This is a genomic window from Streptacidiphilus anmyonensis, assembly GCF_000787855.1.
In the GTDB taxonomy this organism is placed as follows: Bacteria; Actinomycetota; Actinomycetes; order Streptomycetales; family Streptomycetaceae; genus Streptacidiphilus; species Streptacidiphilus anmyonensis.
The window spans coordinates 1-20,653 of sequence record NZ_BBPQ01000001.1 but is presented as its reverse complement, the minus strand read 5'-3'; the positions used below and the strand labels follow the sequence as shown (position 1 = coordinate 20,653).

Sequence of the window (20,653 nt, the reverse complement as noted above, 5' to 3'; positions counted from 1 at the left end):
CGGCGCACGTCGGCGGCCCGGCATCACCCGACCCGGTCCGCCGCCAGCGCCCCCAGCCGGCTCAGCGCAGCGCGAGTCCGGCCAGCTCGGTCAGCCGCCGAACCGAGGCGTCGGTGTCCACAGGCAGCCCGTCCCACGGGAACCAGCGCAGGTCCAGGGACTCCTCGCTGATCCGGGCCACCGCGTCGGTCGGGGCGAGGACCAGGTACTGGACGTCCAGATGGGTGTTCTCCGGCTGGTCCTTGCCGGCGCAGCGAACCGCATGGCGGTCCAGCTTGGCGGGCCCCTCCCCGATCAGGGTCAGGCCGTCGACGATGCCGGACTCCTCGCGGGCCTCGCGCAGGGCGGCCTCGGCCAGGGTCGGGTCCTCCGGCTCGCAGTGACCGCCGAGCTGGAGCCAGCGGCCGACCTTCGGGTGCAGGGTGAGCAGCACCCGCCTGTTCTCCGCGTCGACGACCAGGGCGCTCGCGGTGATGTGGGCGGGACGGCAGCTGCGCCAGACCCCGTCGACCCGGGCGTCCAGGTGCGCCAGGTAGTCGTGCCGCAGCAGGTCCTGCTCGGGGTCGGGCGCCTTCCAGGCGCTCAGCGTCCGCACGGCGTCGGCGTGGAGGGCGGACAGGGAAATCGTCTCGGGGCGCGAGATCACTGCTCGGTACCCGGCTTTCCCTCGTCCTCGTCACCGTTGCCCGGCTTTCCTTCGCCGGTCTCGTCGGCCGACTGGCCTTCGCCCGCAGGCCCGTCCTTGTCGGAGCCGTCGTCGGGGCCCTTTTCGGCGCCGGGGGCGCCGGGGCGTCGCCCGGCAGCCTCGTTGAGCATCTCGTCCAGCTTGGAGAAGTCGATGCCACCATCGGCGAGATCCGGGGTGGCGGCACCGTGGACGAAGCCGTCCGGGTCGTCCAGGTCGGCCGCGGTCGGCAGCATGTCCGGGTGGCCCCAGAGGGCGTCGCGGCCGTCGGTGCCACGGGCGTCGGCCAGTGAGGCCCACAGGCGGGAGGCGTCGCGGAGACGGCGCGGGCGCAGCTCCAGACCGACCAGGGTGGCGAAGGTCTGCTCGGCCGGGCCGCCCGTCGCGCGGCGGCGGCGCAGGGTCTCGCGGAGGGCCGCGGCGTGCGGAAGGTGCGGGGACGCGGCCGCGTGGACGACGGCGTCCACCCACCCCTCGACGAGGGCGAGGGCGGTCTCCAGCCGGGCCAGCGCGGCCTTCTGCTCGGGGGTGTCCTCGGGCTGGAACAGACCGCCGCCCAGAGCCTCCTGCAGCGACTCGGGGTTGGTCGGGTCGACCTGGCCGACCAGATCCTCCAGGCGGGCGGTGTCGACCTTGATGCCGCGCGCGTATGCCTCGACGGTCCCGAAGAGGTGCTGGCGCAGCCACGGCACGTGGGCGAAGAGGCGCTGGTGGGCGGCCTCGCGCAGGGCGAGGTACAGGCGGACCTCGTCGGCGGGCACGGACAGCCCCTCACCGAAGAGCTCGATGTTCTGCGGCAGCAGCGCGGCCTTGCCGGCCGGGCCCAGCGGCAGGCCGACGTCGCTGGAGCCGAGCACCTCGGCCGCCAGGGCGCCGAGCGCCTGGCCGATCTGGGTGCCGAACATGGCACCGCCCATGCTGCGCATCACGCCGAGCAGCGGGCCGGCCATGGCCTGCATCTCCTCGGGGACCACGCTGCCCATCGCCGAGCCGACCCGCTCGGCGACCGGGTCCACCAGTTGCTGCCAGGTCGGCAGGGTGGCCTCGATCCACTCGGCGCGGCTCCACGCGACGGCGGCGGCCGCACCGGCGGGCAGCGCCGTCACGGAGTCCAACCAGAGCTCGGCGAGGCGCATCGACTCGGACACGGCGGATCGCTCCGACTCCGCGACGGAGCGCTCCTTGGAGCCCTCCTCGCCCGTGCCCTGCACAACCGCCTGGCGGGCGATGTTCTTGGCGAGCTCCCAGTTGACCGGCCCGCCGTCGAAGGAGAGCATCTGGCCGAGCTGCTGGAACGCCGCGCCCAGGTCGTTCTGGCTCAGACCGCCGAAGAGGGCGGCGAAGGGGTTGTCACCGGCGTCGCCGGAGCCGCCCGGACCGCCGGGCAGGCCGGGGAAACCGGGGAAACCGAAACCGAACGGGTTGCCGCCCTGACCGCCACTGCCGGAGCCGCTCCCCGAGCTCCCGCTGTCGCCGCTGTCGGAGCCGCCGCCACCGCCGGCGCCCTTGTCGTTGTGGCCGCCGGAGCCGCCCTGGCTGCCGGAGCCGCCCTGCTTCCCCTCCTTGCCCTCCTCGGGCTCCTCGGGGGGAAGGCCGAAGCCGAAGGGGATGTCGCTCACGAGTCGCCTCGATCTGATAGGCCGGCGCCGGAACACGGCGGGTGCCGGGTGCACCGCCATGCCCTGGCCTCGGGCAGGATGGACCGGTACGTGACACTTACGTACGCATCAAAACTAACCGTGGAGGATAGCCGGTGAGTTCCCCGCCTTCGGACGTTCGCTCTCGGCTGACCGGTGACCAGGTGGGTCCGGCGGGTACGGAGGAGGCCGAGGTGGACCGTGCCGAGTACACAGGACCGCCCTTGGTCGTGGCCGTCACCGGCGCGGCCTCCGGCATGGGCGAGCGGCTGGTCCGCCGCCTGGCCGAGGCCCAGGGGGTGCGGCGGGTGCTGGCGATCGACGAGCGTCGCGGCGAGGCCAAGGGCGTCCAGTGGCGGGTCCTCGACGTCCGGGACCCGGCTGTGGCCGAGCGGCTGGCCGGGGTGGACGTGGTGGTTCACCTGGCACTCGACCTCGGGATGGAGTCGGATCCCAAGGCGCGGTCGGCCTACAACGTGCGGGGCACCCAGACCGTGATCACGGCAGCGGCGGCCGCGGGAGTGCACCGGGTGGTGCTGTGCACCTCGGCCATGGTCTACGGGGCCCTGGCCGACAACGAGGTCCCCATGGCCGAGGACGCGCCGCTTCGCGCCACCGAAGAGGCCACTCTCGTGGGTGACCTGCTGGAGATCGAGCGCCTCGCCCGCAGGGCGCCGCATGTCCATCCGGGGCTCTCGGTGACGGTGCTGCGTCCGGCGGTGCTCGTCGGGCCGGGGGTGGACACGGTGCTGACCCGGCACTTCGAGGCGCCGCGTCTGCTTGTGGTCGCGGGCTCCCGGCCCTGCTGGCAGTTCTGTCATGTCGACGACCTGACCACCGCCCTGGAGTACGCCGCGCTCGGCTTCGTCGAGGGCGAGGTCACCGTGGGCTGCGACGGCTGGCTGGAGCAGGAGGAGGTCGAGCAGATCACCGGCATCCGCCGGATGGAACTGCCCGCCTCGCTCGCGCTGGGGACGGCGGCCCGCCTGCACCGGCTCGGTCTGACTCCGGCGCCGGCGGGCGATCTGGCCTACACGATGTATCCCTGGGTGGTCTCGGGGAGCAGGCTGCACGAGGCGGGTTGGCGGCCGCGTCACAGCAACGAGGACGTGCTGGCGGAGCTGCTGGCCCAGGTCTCCGGGAACCACGCGGTGGCCGGCCGCCGCCTGAGCGGCAAGGACGCCGCGACCAGCCTCGGTGCGGCCGGAGCCACGGTCGCCCTGGTGGGCACGGCGGCGCTGGTGCGTCGGGCCCGCAAGCGGAGGCGCGTCTGAGGGTGAGCGCCTGCGGCGTGCGAGCGCCAGACAGCCGGGCCAACAATGGAAGTTGAATGTCACGATGCGGAATCGATGCTTGAGACGCGTCTCGGATCCGTCATCATGGAGGCCATGAGCCCCAACACGACGGCCGACGACCCGATCCGCCTGCTCGCGCTGCGCGAGACCGCGCTGTCGCTCGACGAGGTCTGTGCCGCGGTGCAGCACGACGCCGCCGGCGGAACCGACGTGTTCATCGGCACCGTCCGCAACCACGACGGCGGCAAGGGCGTCACCGCCCTGGAGTACAGCGCGCACCCGACCGCCGAGGCCGAGCTTCGCCGGGTCGCCGAGAAGGTCTGTGCGGACTTCCCCGTCCTCGCGCTCGCCGCCGTGCACCGGGTCGGACTGCTGGAGATCAACGACGTCGCGGTGATCGTGGCCGTCTCCTGTGCACACCGTGGTGAGGCCTTCGAGGCATGTCGGCGCCTGATCGACACCCTCAAGCACGAGGTGCCGATCTGGAAGCACCAGCGCTTCGTCGACGGCGCCGAGGAGTGGGTCGCCGCCTGCTGAGCGGTCGCTGCAACCCGCCCGGAGCAACCCCTGCCACCCCGCGCGCACACCGGCCCGACGCGGCCGGGACGCCGGAAACTGTCTCGACCACTCGTCGCACGGGTATGGATCGGGTGCGTGACCGGCATGGCCCGGTGATCGTTGTGCCGATCAGCCACTAGTCTGCTGATATCACGATGATCTGGGAGAACGACATGGGTGTGCTCGCCTGGTGGATCATCCCGTTGGTGGGTGGCGTGTTCGCCGGACTCTGGGTGACCTGGTCCTCCCGAACCCGTACGACGGGCGACCGGGACTCGGTCCAGGGCTACGAGCGGTTCCGCGAGGCCATGGAGCGCACGACCGGTCGGCCGGAAGCCTAGTCCGCCGGGCGCGACTGCGCGCGCGTCCCGTACTGTCGTGCCATGCCACGCCGCTCCGCGACGATGCTCGCCGCCACGTTGATGCTCATAGCGCTCTTCTGCGTCGCCCTCGTGGTGCCGGCGCCCTATGCCGAGATGAGCCCCGGGCCGACCTACAACACGCTCGGCGAGCAGAACGGCAAGCCGGTCATCGTCATCACCGGTCACCAGACCTTTCCGACGACCGGCAACCTGAACATGACCACGGTCGAGGTCAGCAGCGCGGACTACCAGCCGAGCCTGGTCTCCGCGCTGATCGGCTGGGTCAAGAGCGACATGGCGATCGTGCCGCACAGCACGCTCTACCCCGACAACCAGACCGAGCAGCAGGCCCAGCAGCAGAACGCCGAGGAGTTCTCCGCCTCGCAGGACAGCGCCAAGGCCGCCGCGCTCAGCAGCCTGGGGTACCCGGTCAAGGCCGAGGTCGTGGTCGCCGCGGTCGTGGAGGGCAGCCCCTCGGTCGGCAAGCTGCACGCCGGCGACGTGATCGTGGCCGTGGACGGCACGCCAGTCACCGACCCGCAGCAGGTCTCCACGCTGGTCACCAAGCACCAGCCGGGCCAGGACGTGGTCTTCACGGTGATCCCCAAGGCGAAGACCTCGGACGTCACCCAGACGCCGGCCCAGCAGGCCGCCGTCGAGCAGAAGGTGACGATCACCACCGCGAAGAACCCGGACACCGGCAAGGCGATGGTGGGCATCCAGCCGGACGTCGAGCACACCTTCCCGTTCGACGTGCAGATCAACCTCGGTGACGTCGGCGGGCCGAGCGCCGGCCTGATGTTCGCGCTGGGCATCGTGGACAAGCTCGACGGCACCAACCTGACCGGCGGCAAGTTCATCGCTGGCACCGGCACCATCGACGCCGACGGAAACGTCGGGCCGATCGGCGGCATCAGCATGAAGCTGATCGCGGCCCGTGACGCCGGGGCGCAGTACTTCTTCACCCCGGCCGACAACTGCGCCGAGGCTGCCGCCTCCACGCCCAAGGGCCTCACCCTCGTCAAGGAGACCAGCCTCAAGGGGGCGCTCCAGGCCCTCTCGGAGATCCGCTCGGGCAACACCTCGGCGCTGCCCTCCTGCACGACCAAGTAAGCTGAGTAGACCGAGTAGGCCCAGGCCAGACAGGCCAGACAGGCCAGACAGGCCAGGAGGCAAGAGGCCCAGCAGGCCAAGAGGCCAGGCGGCCAGGCGGGCGCGGGCGGCCGGCAGGCGGTCGGAGACCAGGGCGGACGCTCGGGTCGGCCCCGGGTCGGTCGGCCCGACCAGGGCCGACTCGCCAGGGCCGCCCGTACGGTCAGCTGAACGTGGTCAGCAGCGCGTCGGCGAGGCCGGGGACTAGGTCCGGACCGGTGAGGACCTCACGGGAGGAGTCCTTTTCGCGCAGGCGCAGCGCGGACTCGCGAGTGCCGTCGCGCAGCACGGCGACCGTCATCCTGACCTCCTGGCGCTCCGGGTGGCTCGCCACGAAGGCCGTCAGTTCGCGCTCGCTCTTGCCCTTGGGCAGCTGCGACTCGGCGGAGGGCGGGAGGATCAGCCGCTCGACGACCAGGGCGCAGCCGGCGACGGCGTCCGGCCAGGCGATGGTGCCCAGGAACTCGTCGAGCTTGGCGTCGCGAGGGAGCTCTTCCTGCTCGATCGGGGTCAGCTCGCCTTCGGCTCCGGGCTCCAGGCCGAGCTGACGGGCCAGGGCGGGTTCGTTCGCCAGGAGCTTGCCCGTGTCCACCAGGGCGAAGAGGCGGGCGGGCTGGTCCCAGCCGAGGCCGGCGACGTACTCGTCGATCTCGAGTGCGGCGCGGGTCAGCGGGCGGGCGGCGGGGGGTGTGGCGTCGGACATGCTCCATATCCTCACATGTAAGCGGGAACTCAAATAATCGTCGTCGGAGTTGGACTAGCGGTCCCTGGAACCCCGCCGGGGCAGGGCCGACCTGCCCAGTCGACGACGAGTTCCCCGAGGACCCGCCTTGGTATTCCAGATGCCGACGCCCGGCCCGACGCGGCGCCGTCCGCGCGTGCTGCCGTTGGCCTCGGCGATCTCGGCTGGCCTGATGCTGGGTGCCCTGGCGGTGCTCGTCGCACCGACCTGGGCGCAGTTCAGCCTGTTCCTGGTCTTCGGCTCCGTCATGGCGCTGCTGGTGGGTGGCAATTGCTGGCTCGCGCACCGGTTGCGCCAGCCGTTGAGCGTGATGTCACCCGAGCAGGTGAGCCTGGACCCGTGCCGTCAGCTTGTCGCGGGGCGCAAACCGGTGCTGCTGGCGACTGTCGCCGGCGTGCCGGGGGTGCTCGCGGGCGCCGCCGCGGCCACGCACGCGGAGCTGTGGCAGGAGACGGTGCGCGGCGCCGAATGGGGCGTGCGGGATCCGATCCTGCACCGGCCTTCGGGCTTCTACCTGACCACGGTCCCCTGGTACCGCTTCCTGGTCGACTTCGGTTTCGCGGCGATGGTCGCCTCGTTGGCGGCCGCAGGCGCGGTGCACTACCTGTACGGCGGGCTGCAACTTCAGGACCGGCGCAGACGGAGCACCGCCGCGGCGCGGGCGCAGTTGTCGGTGCTGTGCGCCGTGCTGCTGGGGCTGAAGGCGGCGGCGTACTGGCTGGACCGGTTCGAGATCGTCGGCCGGGCCGGCGAACTGGGCCCCCGCGAGCTCGGCGCCTGGCTCCAGGCCAAGTCGCTGCTGTGCTGGGTCGCGCTTATCTGCGCGGTGCTCTTCCTGACCGTTCCTCTGCGTCACCGCTGGCTGCCGGCCCTGACGGGGCTCGGGCTGCTGGTGGTCTGCTCGGGCCTGGTGGGCGGGGTCTACCCGCTGCTGGTCCGTTATCTCGGTTGAGGGACTGCTCTGAGCACGTGCTATGGTTGAGACACAACGACGCGGGGTGGAGCAGCTCGGTAGCTCGCTGGGCTCATAACCCAGAGGTCGCAGGTTCAAATCCTGTCCCCGCTACTCAAGACGAAGGCCCGGTGCATACGCACCGGGCCTTCGTCGTCGTCACGTTCGAGAGCTGCTTGTCGGTTCGGTCGCTCCGTCAGCAGTGACCACCGGCACGTTCTGGGCCAGTCCGGCCGCCAGTCGGCCTTCCGCTGGGCGAAGTCGTCAGGGAGGGCCGATGTCGACGAAGATCCCGATCCCACCCGGCCTCGGGACTGCCGTCACCGTTCCCCGGAACCTTTGCCCGAATCGGAGGCCGTGACGGATTCGAATCCACTCCTCAGCGCCGACCACCCGGACAGGTGGCCGGACAGTCGTGACCCAGTTGCGCCAGCCGTGCGAGTTCCGTCAGGGCGTCGAGTGGCTCCATATGGCGGGGCCTGCCAGCTGCCGCGATGGACCGTCGAACGACTTTGGGAGCCTCAGGCCTCCGCTAAAGATCGACCGATACTGCTGACGCAGGCCTGGAGCCTCACCGCTGGTTATATCGATTTGCTCTGATCGGCCGTGCCGTCGTAGAGTAGAAGCACAACGACGCGGGGTGGAGCAGCTCGGTAGCTCGCTGGGCTCATAACCCAGAGGTCGCAGGTTCAAATCCTGTCCCCGCTACTGAAGACAGGCCCGGTGCACACGCACCGGGCCTGTCGCATGTCGGAGATGTTCTGCTCACGCTCGACACCGCCCCCCGGACGCGCCGACACGCGCGGGGCTCTGCCGAACGGGTGCGGAATCTGACGGGCAGTCTTATCGACTCTCCGCAGGGGAAGATGGGGGTCGCGGGAGGTCGGAGCCAGGCTGGGGGCGGGCACTCGCACAGGTGTCGCACGGTAGATGTGTCGCGATATCGACAAAGCGCTGAAGTACCCTCACAAGCTGCGGTATACCAGGTGTACGCGGGTTGCGGATGGTGCGACGATGAGCTCCACAGGGGCGATTGCGTACCAGGGGTGCCCGCATCCCCGGCGGACGCGGGAGTCGACATGTCGGTAATGGCTGGAGGCCCGACAGGGGCCGAGCAGGCGGGGCGGCTGCCTTCGCAGCGCGTCCAGGATGCCCAGTCGAACGGCACGGCTCTGCCCGCTCAGGTGCTCCTCGACTCGCCGCTTCCCGCTCCTGGCCATCGCGACCCTGCGCAACCCGACCACGTGCTTGTCGATCCGGTGCAGCCCGAAGGCATGAGACCGGACGGCGCCCCGGCCGATGCCGGGGCGCCCCCCACCGCGGCGACATTCGCGGGCTCCAGGCTCGACGGGGTGACGGCCGGCCACGCGGCGATCGACGAGGAGGCGATCGACGGCGGGGCCGTCGGCTGCGACCTCGATCCCGTCGCCGCGGGCGAGGCATCGTTCGGCGGGGAGAGCGCGGCGGGCGCGGAGAGCTTCGAAGAGGTGCTGGCGGCGCGCGAGCGGGAGGCGCTGGAGCAGCGTTACCGCGAGGCCGCCGAAGCCGGCGACGCCGGGGCGGCCAGCCTGCTGGGCGCCCTGCTGCTGCGCCGGGGGGACCTGGAGGCAGCCGAGCCCTACCTCCGCCGCGCGGCCGCGGCCGGACTGCGGGCCGGTGCCAACAACCTCGGTGTGCTGCTGCACCAGCGCGGACACCGCGACGAGGCGGGTACATGGTGGCGCGAAGCCGCCGTCGCCGGCAGCGCGCCCGCCGCGCACGCCCTCGGACTGCATCTGCGCGACCGCGGCGACGAGCCCGCCGCTGAGTACTGGCTGCTTCAGGCGGCGGAGCAAGGACACACCGGTGGCGCCTACGCCCTCGGCGACCTGCTGGAGCACCGCCGCGACACGGCCCGCGCCGAGCGGTGGTTCCGCACGGCCGCCGAGGTCGGCCACCGGGAGGCGGCCTACCGGCTCGGGCGGTTGCGCGAAGGCGCCAGAGATTCCGCAGGGGCCGAGCCGTGGTACCGGCAGGCAGCGGCGCGCAGCCACACGGCGGCCTCACTGCGCCTCGGCCACCTGCTCGAGGCGCGCGGCGAACGCGAGGAGGCGGCGCGCTGGTACCGGCAGGCGGCCCAGGCGGGCGAGGCACGCGCGGCCTGCGCGCTGGGCTTCCTGCTGCGTGACCAGGGCGACGCGGTCGGCGCCGCCGACTGGTGGCGTGAGGCCGCCGAGGCCGGCGACGGCACCGCCGCCAACGCGCTCGGCGCACTCCACGACGAGTGGGGCGAGACGGAGATGGCGCAGCAGTGGTACCGCTCCGCCCTCGACGCCGGAGACCACAACGGGGCCTTCAACCTCGGCCTGATGGCGGCGGCCCGTGGCCAGGAAGCGATGGCCGAGCAGTGGTACCGGCGCGCGGCGTACGCGGGACACCGTGAGGCGAGCAACGCGCTGGCGGTGATGCTGCTGCAGCGGGGCGACACGCCGGGCGCGGAGCCGTGGTTCTGCAAGGCGGCCGAGGCGGGTTCCGTCGACGCCGCCTACAACCTCGGCATCCTGCACGCGGAGCGCGGCGAACTGCACTCGGCGCAGGAGTGGTACGCCCGCGCGGCTGCCGAGGGCCACGCGGATGCTGCGTTGCAGCTCGGCGTCGCGAAGGAGCGGCGCGGCGATCTGGCCGCGGCTGCGGCGCGGTACCGCCAGGCCGCCGAGGGTGGCTCGGTCGAGGGTGCGTTCCGTCTCGCGGTGCTGTTGGAGCGGTACGAGGACGAGACCGGCGGGCGCGGTGAGGACCCGGAGCGGTGGTACCGCAAGGCCGCCGAAGCCGGACACGGCCGTGCTCAGGTGCGCATCGGCGTCCGGGCGGCGGAGCGCGGCGAGACCGAGGAGGCGGAGCGTTGGTACCGGGCCGCCGCCGAGGGCGGCAGCCGTAGCGGCGCGTTCAACCTCGGCCTGCTGCTGGCCCGCGAGGGCGGCGAGTCCGAGGCGCTGCGCTGGTACACCGTCGCGGCGGAGGCCGGGCACGGTCGGGCCGCGCTTCGGCTCGCGCTGGTCGCGGCACGTCGTGGCGAGCTGCGGGAGGCGCGGGTCTGGTGCGTCCGGGCGGCGGAGCTCGGGCCCGTCAGCGTCACGGAGCGGGCGGAGCGACTGCTGGAAGCGCTGAGCGCTGAGCTCTCCGCGTAACGCGGGAACGGGCGGCGCGACGGTTCCACCGGCCCCGGCCGCCGCACCAGCGCGACCGGCCCAGCGGCCCGACGAGCCCAGCGGCCCTGATAGCCCAAGGGGCCGCAGCGGCCGCAGCGGTGAGCGCCGCCCTCGCCAGGGCCCTGCTACGCCGTGCCGCAGTCGGGGCAGAGGCCGCGATAGGTGACCTCGACGCCGGAGATGGTGAAGCCGTAGCGCTCGGTGGCCGGAAGCGAGCCGAGGGGGTCGCCCGCGGGGTGGACGTCGCGGATCGTGCCGCAGGCATCGCAGACGAGGTGCTGGTGGGCGTGGCGGGCGTTGGGGTCGTACCGCTTGGCGCGGCCGTCCGTGGAGACTTCCAACACCTCGCCGAGGGAGACGAGTTCGCCGAGCGTGTTGTAGACCGTCGCCCGGCTGATCTCGGGAAGCAGGTTCACCGCGAGGGCGTGGATCTCGTCGGCGGTGTAGTGGACGTGGTCGCCGTCCAGGACCTGTGCGACGACCCGTCGTTGCGCGGTGAGTCGCCATCCGCGATCGCGAAGCCGTTCCAGCAGGTCACTCATAGGGGAGAGGGTAGCAGGGGGCCGGAGAGCGTTCGGTTTTGGACAAGATCCAATTCTGGATCAGGCGCCTCAGACGGCAGAGTTCTCTGCCTCGGCCCCAGCTCCCGCCTCGGCCTCAGCTCCCGCCCCGTCCAGCCAGGCTTCGGCCTTCTTCTCCGCGCGGCGCTTGAGGAGGACGAGGCCGACGACGGCGACGGCGCCGACGCCGACCGCGATCCAACTCGCCACCGACGCGTAGTGCTCGACCCGGTGCCAGCCGGCGCCGGCGAAGTAGCCGAGGAGGACGAAGCCCGTGGCCCAGACCGCGCCGCCGAGCAGGTTCCATCGTGCGAAGGTGCGGTAGGGCATCTCGGAGACGCCGCACAGGCCGGGGACGAGCGCGCGCAGGGCCGCGGCGAAGCGGCCGGCGAAGACGGCCTTGCCTCCGAGGCGTCGGATCAGCTCCTTGCTCTGCCGGATGCTGGCGGGCTTGATCAGGCGTTCCGGCAGCCGGGCGAGGAGCGTGTCGCCCCAGCGCTTGCCGACCGCGTAGCCGATCCCGTCACCGATCACCGCGCCGAGGATCGCCACGAGCAGCACCGCCCACAGCTGGGTGTGGCCGTTGTAGGCGGTGACGCCGCCGATCACCACGGCGGTCTCACCCGGGATCAGGAACCCGAGGAAGACCGAGGACTCCAGAGCGGGGAGCAGGAAGACGGCGATCAGCACCAGCGTGCCATTGAGCGAGAGCAGGTGGTCGCTGATCCACGACATTCGGCGGTCCTCGCGGCAAGGAAAGGGGGACAGGACGGAACGTCAGCGTACCGTCCGCTCGTGTAAGCGCGCGGTCAGTGACCGGCGTCCCGGCCGGCGCGGGCAGGCGGGCACGCGAGCGGACGAGCGGACGATCAGGCACGCGCAGTCAGAGATGTGCCTCAGCCCAAGCGGTGGAGTGCCTCACCGTGCAGCAGGCCGTTGCTGGCGACGGCGTTGCCGCTGCGGACGCCGGGGATGCCGTCGAGGCCGGTGAAGCGGCCGCCCGCCTCCTCGACGATGACGCAGTTGGCGGCCATGTCCCAAAGGCTCAGCTCGGGCTCGGCGGCGATGTCGACCGCGCCCTCGGCGACCATCATGTACGACCAGAAGTCGCCGTAGGCGCGGGTGCGCCAGCAGGCCCGGGTGAGGTCGAGGAAGGCGTCGAGCTTGCCGCGCTCCTCCCAGCCGGTGAGCGAGGAGTAGGAGAACGAGGCGTCCTCGAGGCGGGAGACCTCCGAGACGCGGATGCGGCTGGCGCGGGTGAGGCTGCGCCCTGTGAACGCGCCGGTACCGCGGGCGGCCCACCAGCGGCGGCCGAGTGCGGGCGCGGAGACCAGGCCGACGACCGGCTGCTCACCGCCCGGACCGGCCTCCATCAACGCGATGAGGGTCGCCCAGACCGGGACGCCGCGGATGAAGTTCTTGGTGCCGTCGATGGGGTCGATCACCCAGCGGCGGGGGCTCTGGCCCGTGGTGGTGCCGAACTCCTCGCCGAGGACGGTGTCGCGTGGCCGGGCGCGGGACAGGTCGCTGCGGAGCAGGTCCTCGACGGCCTTGTCCGCGTCGCTGACCGGGGTGAGGTCCGGTTTGGTCTCGACGGCGAGGTCGAGCGCGCGGAAGCGGTCGAGGGTCACCGAGTCGGCGTGGTCCGCGAGGACGTGGGCAAGGCGCAGATCGTCGGAGTAGTCGGCCATGCCTCGAACAGTAACGATCTCGACCGGTCCGGGCCAGCGTCGTCCACCCCGTGCCGCGCGTCGGAGGAGGAGAAAGCCGGAGAAGGACGAATCGGGAGAAGTTCGGCGGGCGGCGGGCAGCGGGCGTCGGGCGTCGGGCGGCGGGAAACGTTCGCCGGGCGGCGGGCGTCGACCCGATCGGTGGAGCGCCGATCCGGTCAGTGGGCGCCGCCGCTGAGCTGGAGGCCGATCACGCCGGCCAGGACGAGCGAGATGGAGACCAGCTTGAGCACGGAGACGGCCTCGCCCAGCCAGACCATCCCGACGATCGCGGTCCCGGCGGCGCCGATCCCGGTCCACACGGCGTAGGCAGGGCCGACCTCGAGGGATTTCAGGGAGAGGGTCAGCAGGCCGAAGCTGCCGAGCGCGAAGGCGGCGAAGCCGACGGTGGGCCAGATCTGGGTGAAGCCGTGACTGAGCTTCAGGCAGACGGCGAATCCCGTCTCCAGGAGTCCCGCGACGATCACCAGTAGCCAGGCCACAGCGTCCTCCCGGGACCGACGATCACTTCTCACCATGATCGACGCGGACCCGGGCTTCGGCATCTCGAGGCGGTTCAACACCCGCGAAAGCCGAGGTCAGTCGCCTTCGTGGGCCTCGCGGGCGGAGAGGAGACGGCGCAGCGAGTAGAGGCGGGCCGGGTCGGCGTGGCCTTCGGCGACCCAGGCGTCGAGGGCGCAGTCGGGCTCGTCGTGGGAGCAGGCGCGTGGGCAGTCGACCGTGCCCGGCTCGAGGTCCGGGAAGGCGAGGATCACGCGGGACGGCTCGATGTGGGAGAGGCCGAAGCTGCGGAATCCGGGGGTGTCGATGACCCAGCCGGACTCCTGGCCCTTCGCCGCGGGCAGCCGCAGCGCCAGCGCGGAGGTCGTGGTGTGCCGGCCGCGGCCGGTGACCGCGTTCACCTGGCCGGTCTGCCGCTGGCGGTCCGGGACGAGCGCGTTCACCAGGGTGGTCTTGCCGACGCCGCTGTGGCCGATGAAGACCGTGGAGAGGCCGCGCAGGAGCTCGCGGACGGCTTCCGCGCCCTCGGAGGCGAGGGTGTCGCGGCTGGTGACGACATGCTGGACACCCAGCGGCGCGTACGTCTCCAGCAGCGACTCGGGGCCGGCGAGGTCGGATTTGGTCAGCACCAGCAGCGGCTCCATGCCTGCGTCGTAGGCGGCGACCAGGCAGCGGTCGATCAGGCGCGGGCGGGGCTCGGGGTCGGCCAGGGCGGTGACGATGGCCAGCTGGTCCGCGTTGGCGACGACGATGCGCTCGTAGGGATCGTCGTCGTCGGCGGTCCGCCGGAGCACGGAGTCGCGCTCCTCGACGCGCACGATGCGGGCGAGGGAGCCCGCCTCGCCGGTGAGGTCGCCGACGAGGGCGACGCGGTCGCCCACGACGACGCCCTTGCGGCCCAGTTCGCGGGCCTTCATGGCGGCGATCTCACGCTCGCGCTTGGTGCCTTCGTCGACCAGGCAGGTGAACCGGCCGCGGTCGACGGTGAGCACCATGCCCTCGGCGGCGTCCTCGTGGGTGGGCCGGATCCGTGTGCGCGGGCGGGATCCGCGCCGGGAGGGGCGCTGGCGGATGTCGTCCTCGTCGGGGTCCTTGCCGTAGCGGCGCATGGCGGTGGCCCTAGCCCTTCCCGCCCGTGGTGGCGGTCGGCAACGGGTCTTCCTTCGACCCGAGCAGTTCGGCCCACAGGTCGGGGAAGTCGGGCAGGGTCTTCGCGGTGGTGGCGATGTTCTCCACCTCGACACCGGGGACGGCCAGGCCGATCACGGCCGCGGCGGTGGCCAGGCGGTGGTCCTCGTAGGTGTGGAAGACGCCGCCGTGCAGCGGTCGCGGCGCGATGCGCAGGCCGTCCTCGGTCTCGGTGACGTCGCCGCCGAGGGCGTTGAACTCGCGGGCGAGGGCGGCCAGCCGGTCCGTCTCGTGCAGGCGCAGGTGCGCGATGCCGCGCAGCGTGGAGGGGGAGTCGGCGAGCAGGGCGACGGCGGCGACCACGGGGGTCAGCTCGCCGACGGCGTGCAGGTCCGCGTCGATGCCGTGGATGCGGCCGGTTCCGGTGAAGCGCAGGCCGTCAGCTGTGAACTCGCAAGCGCCGCCCATCCGTGTGAACAGGTCCCGCAGCTCGTCACCCGGCTGGCTGGTGCGCGCGGGCCAGTCGCGGACGGTGACGGTGCCGCCGGTGACCAGGGCGGCGGCCAGGAACGGAGCGGCGTTGGAGAGGTCGGGCTCGACCACCACGTCCCGGCCGAGCAGGGCGCCGGGTGCGACGCGCCAGACGTCCGGCTCGCCGCCGTCCTCGGGCGCGTCGACCTGGGCCCCGGCGGCGCGGAGCATCTCCACGGTCATCCGGATGTGGGGCAGCGAAGGGACCGGGGCGCCCACGTGCCGCACCTCGACGCCGTGCTGGAAGCGGGCTCCGGAGAGCAGCAGGGCGCTGACGAACTGCGAGGAGCTCGAGGCGTCGACCGTGACCGCGCCGCCGACCAGGCCGCCGGTGCCGTGGACGGTCATCGGCAGCGCGCCGCGGCCGCCGTCCTCGATGCGGGCGCCGAGGGCGCGCAGCGCCTCGATGACGCCGCCGAGCGGGCGCTCGTGCGAGCGCGGGTCGCCGTCGAAGTGGACCGGGCCGTCGGCGAGTGCGGCGACCGGAGGCAGGAACCGCATGACCGTGCCCGCGTTGCCCACGTCGATGGCGGCCGGTCCGCCGAGCGGGGCGGGAAGCACCCGCCACGCCTCACCGCCCCCGCCGACGCCGCTGCTGGAGTTGAGGGTGTCCTCGACGCCGACGCCGAGCGCGCGCAGGCCCTCGGCCATCAGCAGGCTGTCGCGGCTGCGCAGCGGGCGCCTGACGTAGCCGGGCTGGGCGGCGAGGGCGGCCAGCACCAGGGCGCGGTTGGTCGCGGACTTGGAGCCGGGCACGGTGACCACCGCGTCCACGGGATCGGACGCGGTCGGGGCGGGCCAGTGCAGCTCGGTCATGAGCACACAGCTTAGGCCCCGAACCGGTTGGGGCTCGGAACGGCGACTTCGGAACCGAGCACGAGACCGAGCACACGGCCGACCACGAGACCGACGACGGAACCGGCCACGGAACCGTGTCGACGAACCGACGGCGGAGCCGGCGGGAGCCGACGGGAACCGACCGCGGAACGGTCCGGCCCAGGCACGGTGGGCCTGCTACGGGAGGAGCCAGCGGGCGCCGAGGGCCAGGGAGCCGAGGGAGACCACCAGGAAGAGGCCGACCCAGAGGATCCCGGGCAGGCGGGTGAGGCGGGCCAGCTGGTCGGCGTCGGAGTCGCGGGCCTGGCGGCGGGCGCGCTTGCTCTGCAGCTCGATCACCGGCCGGACGCCGCCGAGCAGCAGGAAGAAGACGCTGAGATAGGCGAAGGCGCCCTGGAGCTCCGGGCCGCCGAACCAGGAGACGGAGAAACAGAGCGCGCCGGTTGTGAGCACGGTCAACACACCGAAGGCGTTGCGTACCTCGATCAGCACGCCGAGCAGGAGCGCCACGACCGCCCACAGCAGCGCGGTGGTGTGGCCGGCCGAGAGGAGCCACGCACCGCCGAGACCGAGCAGGGAGGGGGCGACGTAGCCGGCGGCGGCGGTGAGCACCATGCCGGGGCCGTAGGGCTTGCCGGAGGAGACGGTCAGACCGCTGGTGTCCGAGTGCAGGCGGATGCCGTGCAGACGGCGGCGCATCAGCAGCGCGATCAGGGCGTGCCCGCCCTCGTGGGCGATGGTCACCACGTTGCGGGTGAGCTGCCACACGGCCCGCCATCCGACCGCCAGCAGCGCGACCGCGGCCATGGCCCAGACCACGGCGGAGCTCGGCGCGGTCTGGGTGCCGGTCACCTGGTCCCAGACCTGGCTGATGCTGTGCGCCTCCATGTCGTTGTGCCCCTGCTTCCCGGTTCCCGCTGTCGTCGGACGAGGCGTGCAGCCTCGCACAGGTGGACGCCGGAGAGCCACGTCGCGGTTCGGCCGCGACGGGACCCGGCGGAGATCGGGTGGGCCCGGCGGATCCCGCCCCGGCCTGAGCGGTGAGCTGGCAAGGTGGAACTCATGTGCGGTCGGTATGCGTCGAGTCGGAAGCCCGAGGACCTGGTCGAGCTCTTCGAAGTGAGGAGCTGGGACGCCCAGGAGACGCTGCCGGCCGACTACAACGTGGCGCCGACCAAGGACGTGTACGCGGTGCTGGAGCGCCCCGTCCGGGAGCTGGGACCCGACCCGGTGCGGCAGCTTCGGGCGCTGCGCTGGGGCCTGGTCCCGAACTGGGCGAAGGACCCGGGCGTGGGCGTGAAGATGTTCAACGCGCGCGCCGAGACGATCCACGAGAAGCCCGCCTACCGTCGCGCGTTCACGACGCGGCGCTGTCTGCTCCCGGCCGACGGCTATTTCGAGTGGCACACCGCGGAGAAGGAGCCGGGCCGCAGGGGCGCGCCGAGGAAGCAGCCGTACTTCGTGACCCCGAAGGACGGCGCGGAGATGGCCTTCGCCGGGCTCTACGAGTTCTGGCGGGACCGGAACATCCCCGAGGACGACCCGGCGGCATGGCTCACCACCTGCACGGTCATCACGACCGCCGCCGAGCCGGAGCTGGCGGGAGTGCATCCGCGGATGCCGCTCGTCCTGCCGCGCGACCGCTGGGACGACTGGCTGGACCGCTCGCTCACCGACGCGGACGAACTGCAGGCGCTGCTGGCTCCGCCCACGCCCGGCCTGATGGAGTTGCGTCCTGTCGGTGCCGCGGTCGGCAATTTCCGCAACAATGGACCCGAGCTCCTGGAACGGGTCGAGCCGGAGGAGATCGTGGAGACGCTCTTCTGAGCAGTTCTGAGCACTCGAGGGCACCGGCCCGATCACGTGGACGCGGGGACGTCGTGAACGGGAATGTACGGATGGACGCACTGGTTGAGCCCACTGACAGGATCGAGTCAGATCGCACGCGTCAGTGGAAGGCAGCTCATGGTTCCAGCAGCATGCCCCGCCCGTCCGGAGGAGAACGCCCAGTCGTTCCTCGCCTGGGCCGACTGGCCTGTCGCGGGCGATTCCGCGCAGAGCCAGATAGTCTCCATGGCGAGCACGCACGGCATCGCTGAGGAGGTGGGTCCGGTCGCCGAGAAGGACACCGAGGAGACCGAGACGGAGCGCGCACAGCGCTTCGAGCGGGACGCTCTGGGCTACCTGGACCAGCTCTACTCGGCCGCCCTGCGGATGACCCGCAACCCGGCGGACGCCGAGGATCTGCTGCAGGAGACCTTCGTCAAGGCGTTCGCCTCCTTCCACCAGTTCCGTGAGGGCACCAACCTCAAGGCCTGGCTCTACCGCATCCTGACGAACACCTTCATCAACTCCTACCGGAAGAAGCAGCGCGAGCCGCAGCGCACCGGTGCGGACGAGATCGAGGACTGGCAGTTGGCGCGGGCCGAGTCGCACATGTCGACGGGCCTGCGGTCGGCGGAGGCGCAGGCGCTGGACCACCTCCCGGACAGCGACGTGAAGGAAGCCCTGCAGGCGATCCCGGAGGAGTTCCGGATCGCCGTGTATCTCGCCGACGTCGAGGGCTTCGCGTACAAGGAGATTGCCGACATCATGGGGACACCCATCGGTACGGTGATGTCCCGACTGCACCGCGGGCGCCGCCAGCTGCGGTCCCTGCTGGAGGACTACGCCCGTGAGCGCGGGCTGGTCCCGGCCGGTACTGGCACGGGGGATGACCGGAAAGGCGCGGACTCATGAGCTGCGGCAACCACCACGACACTCCGTGCGAGGACGTGCTCGACCACTTGTACGAGTACCTCGACAACGAGATGGGCGCCGCGGAGTGCGCGAAGCTGCGTGAGCATCTCGACGAGTGCAGCCCGTGCCTGGAGAAGTACGGGCTGGAGCAGGCGATCAAGGCGCTGGTGAAGCGCAGCTGCGGCTGCGACACCGCCCCCGCGGACCTGCGCGGCAAGGTCATGGCCCGCATCGAGCGCATCCGCGCCGGACTCCCGGTCGAGGGCGACCTCCTCTCGGAGCACACGGCCGCCCCCGCGGCCGAGTAGGCCCGACCGCAGGACGGGCACGACACGTACGGGACCGGGCCGCGGAGAGCGGCCCTCTGGCCCTCCGACGTGGACCGTTGTGCTTTTTCGGCGCCATGTGGCTTGCCGTTTCCAAGATTTGACGCACCGGACGTTTGAAACCGCGCCTGTGAAGAAATCGTGCTGTCCTGGCCGCATCAAGACCGTGGGCCTGGGTAAGCAGTCACCCGATCGTGGAGTTTTTCGTGGAACGCCCGCTGCTGTGCGGTCGCTGTGCGATGAACTGAGGCTGGGCCTGGGGACCATGGCGAAAGCGGAGCGGAGTCGGTGGCGGAGGCGGGCGGGCAGCCCCTGGCGCGTGGGGGGCGGGCCTACGCGGGGGCGGTGATCGTCGGGGCGTTGGCGTGCGTGACAGCCTGCGGGGTGGGCACGGGCCCCTGGAGTCGGGTCGCGGTCCTGGCCGCGCTGCACTGCGCGTGCGAGTGGCTGGTGCGGCGTCAGACTCGGGCGGGGGCGGTCGCCGGGCCGACGGCCCGCGCTGTCGCCGGGGAGACGACCGCGCGCTGGGCGGCGTTCTTTCCGGTGCTGCTCGCCGCCGCGGCCCTGCTGCGGCCGGGGTCGGCCGCGCTCGTGCCGGTGCTGGGCGCGGTCCTCGCGCCCGCAGCGCCGCCGCGAGCCCTGCGGCGGCTGTGGAACGCGGCCCAGCTCGCGCTCGCGACCTGCGCTGCCGCCGGCGTCTTCCGTGGACTCGACGGGCCCGCAGAGCTGGCGCGGCATCAGTTCCCGGCCGTGCTGGGGCCGACAGTGGCGGCGGCGCTGGCCTTCTGCGTGGTCTCCGGCGTGCTCGCGGCGGGGATCAGGATCACCGCGGAGCGGGCCGATCCGCGCACGGTGTGGGGCGGCGTGCTGCTGCGCTCGCTGGTGCCCTGTCTCGGGTACGGGCTGATCGGGTTGATGATGGCGGTGCTGTGGCAGGGCCGCTACGGCGTCTTCTCGGCTGTGCTGGTGCTGCTGCCGCTGACCGTGTCCTCGTGGGTCTTCGCCCAGTTCCAGCAGGAGGAGGCCGCGCACCAGGCGACGGTCAGCGCGCTGGTGCAGGCGGTGGAGATCAAGGACGAGTACACCCGTGGGCACAGTGAGCGGGTCAGCCGGGCATCGGTGCTGATCGCGCGTGAGCTGCGGATGGCGGAGGAGCGGGTCGCCTCGCTGAGGATCGCCGGCGTGCTCCACGACATCGGCAAGCTCGGCGTGCCGACGCGCGTGCTGCGCAAGAACGGTCCGCTCACGGACGACGAGCACGAAGCGGTGCAGCTGCACCCGACGTTCGGGCACGAGATGGTGCGCGGGATCGGCTTCCTCGGGGAGGCCCGGGAGGGCATCCTGCACCACCACGAGCGGATGGACGGGCGCGGCTACCCGTCCGGGCTGGCGGGCGATCAGATCCCCGAGTTTGCCCGGGTCATCGCGGTCGCGGACGCCTTCGACTCGATGACGTCCACCCGTTCCTACCGGCGGGCTCGACCGGTGGACGAGGCGGTCACGGAGCTGGAGCGGTGCTCGGGCACCCAGTTCGACCCGACGATGGTGACCGCGCTGGTCCGTGCGGTGCGGCGGCACGGCTGGAGCCCGGCCGGGCCGAGGCCGGGCGACGAGGACGCGCCGGACGTGCCGCTGGGCGTCCGGGAGCCGAGTCGCGCGGGCGTCCTCGGATGACGCCCGGAGGCTCAGCCGACGGGCACAGGCCCGCTCCGCAGGCCGCGCAACCCGGT

At 72.2% G+C, this 20,653-nt stretch carries 20 protein-coding genes and 2 tRNA genes; 12 read left to right on the top strand and 10 right to left on the bottom strand.

Annotated elements, in window-relative coordinates; genetic code table 11:
* Positions 1 to 61: 61 nt before the first annotated feature.
* Together TR50_RS00110 and TR50_RS00105 are read right to left on the bottom strand one after the other, a co-directional pair.
* Positions 62 to 646 carry an NUDIX hydrolase gene (locus TR50_RS00110; RefSeq protein WP_236654173.1) on the bottom strand — a complete coding sequence of 195 codons (585 nt, stop codon included), beginning with the start codon at positions 644 to 646 and terminating at the stop codon, positions 62 to 64.
* Positions 643 to 2,304, bottom strand: a complete 1,662-nt coding sequence (locus tag TR50_RS00105) for a zinc-dependent metalloprotease (protein WP_042412235.1) — start codon at positions 2,302 to 2,304, stop codon at positions 643 to 645. The genes TR50_RS00110 and TR50_RS00105 overlap by 4 nt, the downstream gene beginning before the upstream one ends.
* A 275-nt stretch (positions 2,305 to 2,579) precedes the next feature.
* On the opposite strand from TR50_RS00105, the gene TR50_RS00100 reads away from it, so the two are divergent.
* From TR50_RS00100 to TR50_RS00085, 4 genes are all read left to right on the top strand, one after another.
* A complete protein-coding gene (locus tag TR50_RS00100) occupies positions 2,580 to 3,596 on the top strand; it encodes an NAD-dependent epimerase/dehydratase family protein (RefSeq protein ID WP_236654208.1) in 1,017 nt (338 codons plus the stop codon).
* Positions 3,597 to 3,710: 114 nt separating this feature from the next.
* On the top strand, positions 3,711 to 4,154 hold the full coding sequence (locus TR50_RS00095) for a molybdenum cofactor biosynthesis protein MoaE (RefSeq protein ID WP_236654172.1): 444 nt from the start codon (positions 3,711 to 3,713) through the stop codon (positions 4,152 to 4,154).
* A gap of 176 nt (positions 4,155 to 4,330) precedes the next feature.
* A complete protein-coding gene (locus TR50_RS00090) occupies positions 4,331 to 4,516 on the top strand; it encodes a hypothetical protein (RefSeq protein ID WP_042412213.1) in 186 nt (61 codons plus the stop codon).
* Positions 4,517 to 4,558: 42 nt separating this feature from the next.
* Entirely contained in the window at positions 4,559 to 5,650 is a 1,092-nt protein-coding gene (locus TR50_RS00085; protein WP_042412209.1) for a YlbL family protein, read from the top strand.
* Between the two features lie 202 nt (positions 5,651 to 5,852).
* Here the strand turns inward: TR50_RS00085 and TR50_RS00080 are convergent, their stop codons facing one another.
* Positions 5,853 to 6,392, bottom strand: coding sequence for a PPA1309 family protein (locus tag TR50_RS00080; RefSeq protein WP_042412205.1), 540 nt, complete (start codon positions 6,390 to 6,392; stop codon positions 5,853 to 5,855).
* A 127-nt stretch (positions 6,393 to 6,519) separates the two neighbouring features.
* Here TR50_RS00080 and TR50_RS00075 point away from each other — a divergent pair, with 127 nt between their 5' ends.
* The 4 genes from TR50_RS00075 (at position 6,520) to TR50_RS00060 (ending at position 10,550) form a co-directional block, all read left to right on the top strand.
* Positions 6,520 to 7,383 (top strand): UPF0182 family protein, encoded by an 864-nt coding sequence (locus tag TR50_RS00075; RefSeq protein WP_152648173.1) that lies wholly within the window; start codon positions 6,520 to 6,522, stop codon positions 7,381 to 7,383.
* A 40-nt stretch (positions 7,384 to 7,423) separates the two neighbouring features.
* Positions 7,424 to 7,497, top strand: a tRNA-Met gene (locus tag TR50_RS00070).
* Positions 7,498 to 8,017: 520 nt separating this feature from the next.
* Positions 8,018 to 8,091, top strand: a tRNA-Met gene (locus TR50_RS00065).
* 644 nt (positions 8,092 to 8,735) lie between these two features.
* Complete coding sequence (locus TR50_RS00060; RefSeq protein WP_152648172.1) at positions 8,736 to 10,550, top strand: tetratricopeptide repeat protein; 1,815 nt, start codon at positions 8,736 to 8,738, stop codon at positions 10,548 to 10,550.
* Between the two features lie 146 nt (positions 10,551 to 10,696).
* Here TR50_RS00060 and TR50_RS00055 read toward each other — a convergent pair whose 3' ends face one another.
* The 7 genes from TR50_RS00055 to TR50_RS00025 form a co-directional block, all read right to left on the bottom strand.
* Entirely contained in the window at positions 10,697 to 11,113 is a 417-nt protein-coding gene (locus tag TR50_RS00055; RefSeq protein WP_042412201.1) for a Fur family transcriptional regulator, read from the bottom strand.
* Between the two features lie 69 nt (positions 11,114 to 11,182).
* Positions 11,183 to 11,866, bottom strand: coding sequence for a DedA family protein (locus TR50_RS00050; protein WP_042412199.1), 684 nt, complete (start codon positions 11,864 to 11,866; stop codon positions 11,183 to 11,185).
* A 161-nt stretch (positions 11,867 to 12,027) separates the two neighbouring features.
* On the bottom strand, positions 12,028 to 12,822 hold the full coding sequence (gene hisN, locus TR50_RS00045) for a histidinol-phosphatase (protein ID WP_042384403.1): 795 nt from the start codon (positions 12,820 to 12,822) through the stop codon (positions 12,028 to 12,030).
* A 197-nt stretch (positions 12,823 to 13,019) separates the two neighbouring features.
* Positions 13,020 to 13,343, bottom strand: a complete 324-nt coding sequence (locus tag TR50_RS00040) for a DMT family transporter (protein WP_042412197.1) — start codon at positions 13,341 to 13,343, stop codon at positions 13,020 to 13,022.
* A gap of 96 nt (positions 13,344 to 13,439) precedes the next feature.
* The gene (rsgA, locus tag TR50_RS00035) at positions 13,440 to 14,471 is read right to left on the bottom strand and encodes a ribosome small subunit-dependent GTPase A (protein WP_042412191.1); all 1,032 of its coding nucleotides are present in this window, start codon (positions 14,469 to 14,471) and stop codon (positions 13,440 to 13,442) included.
* 10 nt (positions 14,472 to 14,481) lie between these two features.
* Positions 14,482 to 15,837: a 3-phosphoshikimate 1-carboxyvinyltransferase gene (gene aroA / locus TR50_RS00030; protein WP_042412188.1), complete on the bottom strand. Its 1,356-nt coding sequence runs from the start codon at positions 15,835 to 15,837 to the stop codon at positions 14,482 to 14,484.
* 198 nt (positions 15,838 to 16,035) lie between these two features.
* The gene (locus tag TR50_RS00025) at positions 16,036 to 16,746 is read right to left on the bottom strand and encodes a M50 family metallopeptidase (protein ID WP_042412186.1); all 711 of its coding nucleotides are present in this window, start codon (positions 16,744 to 16,746) and stop codon (positions 16,036 to 16,038) included.
* A gap of 174 nt (positions 16,747 to 16,920) precedes the next feature.
* On the opposite strand from TR50_RS00025, the gene TR50_RS00020 reads away from it, so the two are divergent.
* The 4 genes from TR50_RS00020 (at position 16,921) to TR50_RS00005 (ending at position 20,597) form a co-directional block, all read left to right on the top strand.
* Positions 16,921 to 17,685 carry an SOS response-associated peptidase gene (locus tag TR50_RS00020; protein ID WP_042412184.1) on the top strand — a complete coding sequence of 255 codons (765 nt, stop codon included), beginning with the start codon at positions 16,921 to 16,923 and terminating at the stop codon, positions 17,683 to 17,685.
* A 246-nt stretch (positions 17,686 to 17,931) separates the two neighbouring features.
* Positions 17,932 to 18,597 (top strand): sigma-70 family RNA polymerase sigma factor, encoded by a 666-nt coding sequence (locus TR50_RS00015; protein WP_042413115.1) that lies wholly within the window; start codon positions 17,932 to 17,934, stop codon positions 18,595 to 18,597.
* Positions 18,594 to 18,905 (top strand): mycothiol system anti-sigma-R factor, encoded by a 312-nt coding sequence (gene rsrA / locus TR50_RS00010; protein ID WP_042412181.1) that lies wholly within the window; start codon positions 18,594 to 18,596, stop codon positions 18,903 to 18,905. Before TR50_RS00015 ends, rsrA begins: the two co-directional genes overlap by 4 nt.
* 402 nt (positions 18,906 to 19,307) lie before the next feature.
* Complete coding sequence (locus tag TR50_RS00005) at positions 19,308 to 20,597, top strand: HD-GYP domain-containing protein (protein WP_369405684.1); 1,290 nt, start codon at positions 19,308 to 19,310, stop codon at positions 20,595 to 20,597.
* Positions 20,598 to 20,653 lie beyond the last annotated feature (56 nt).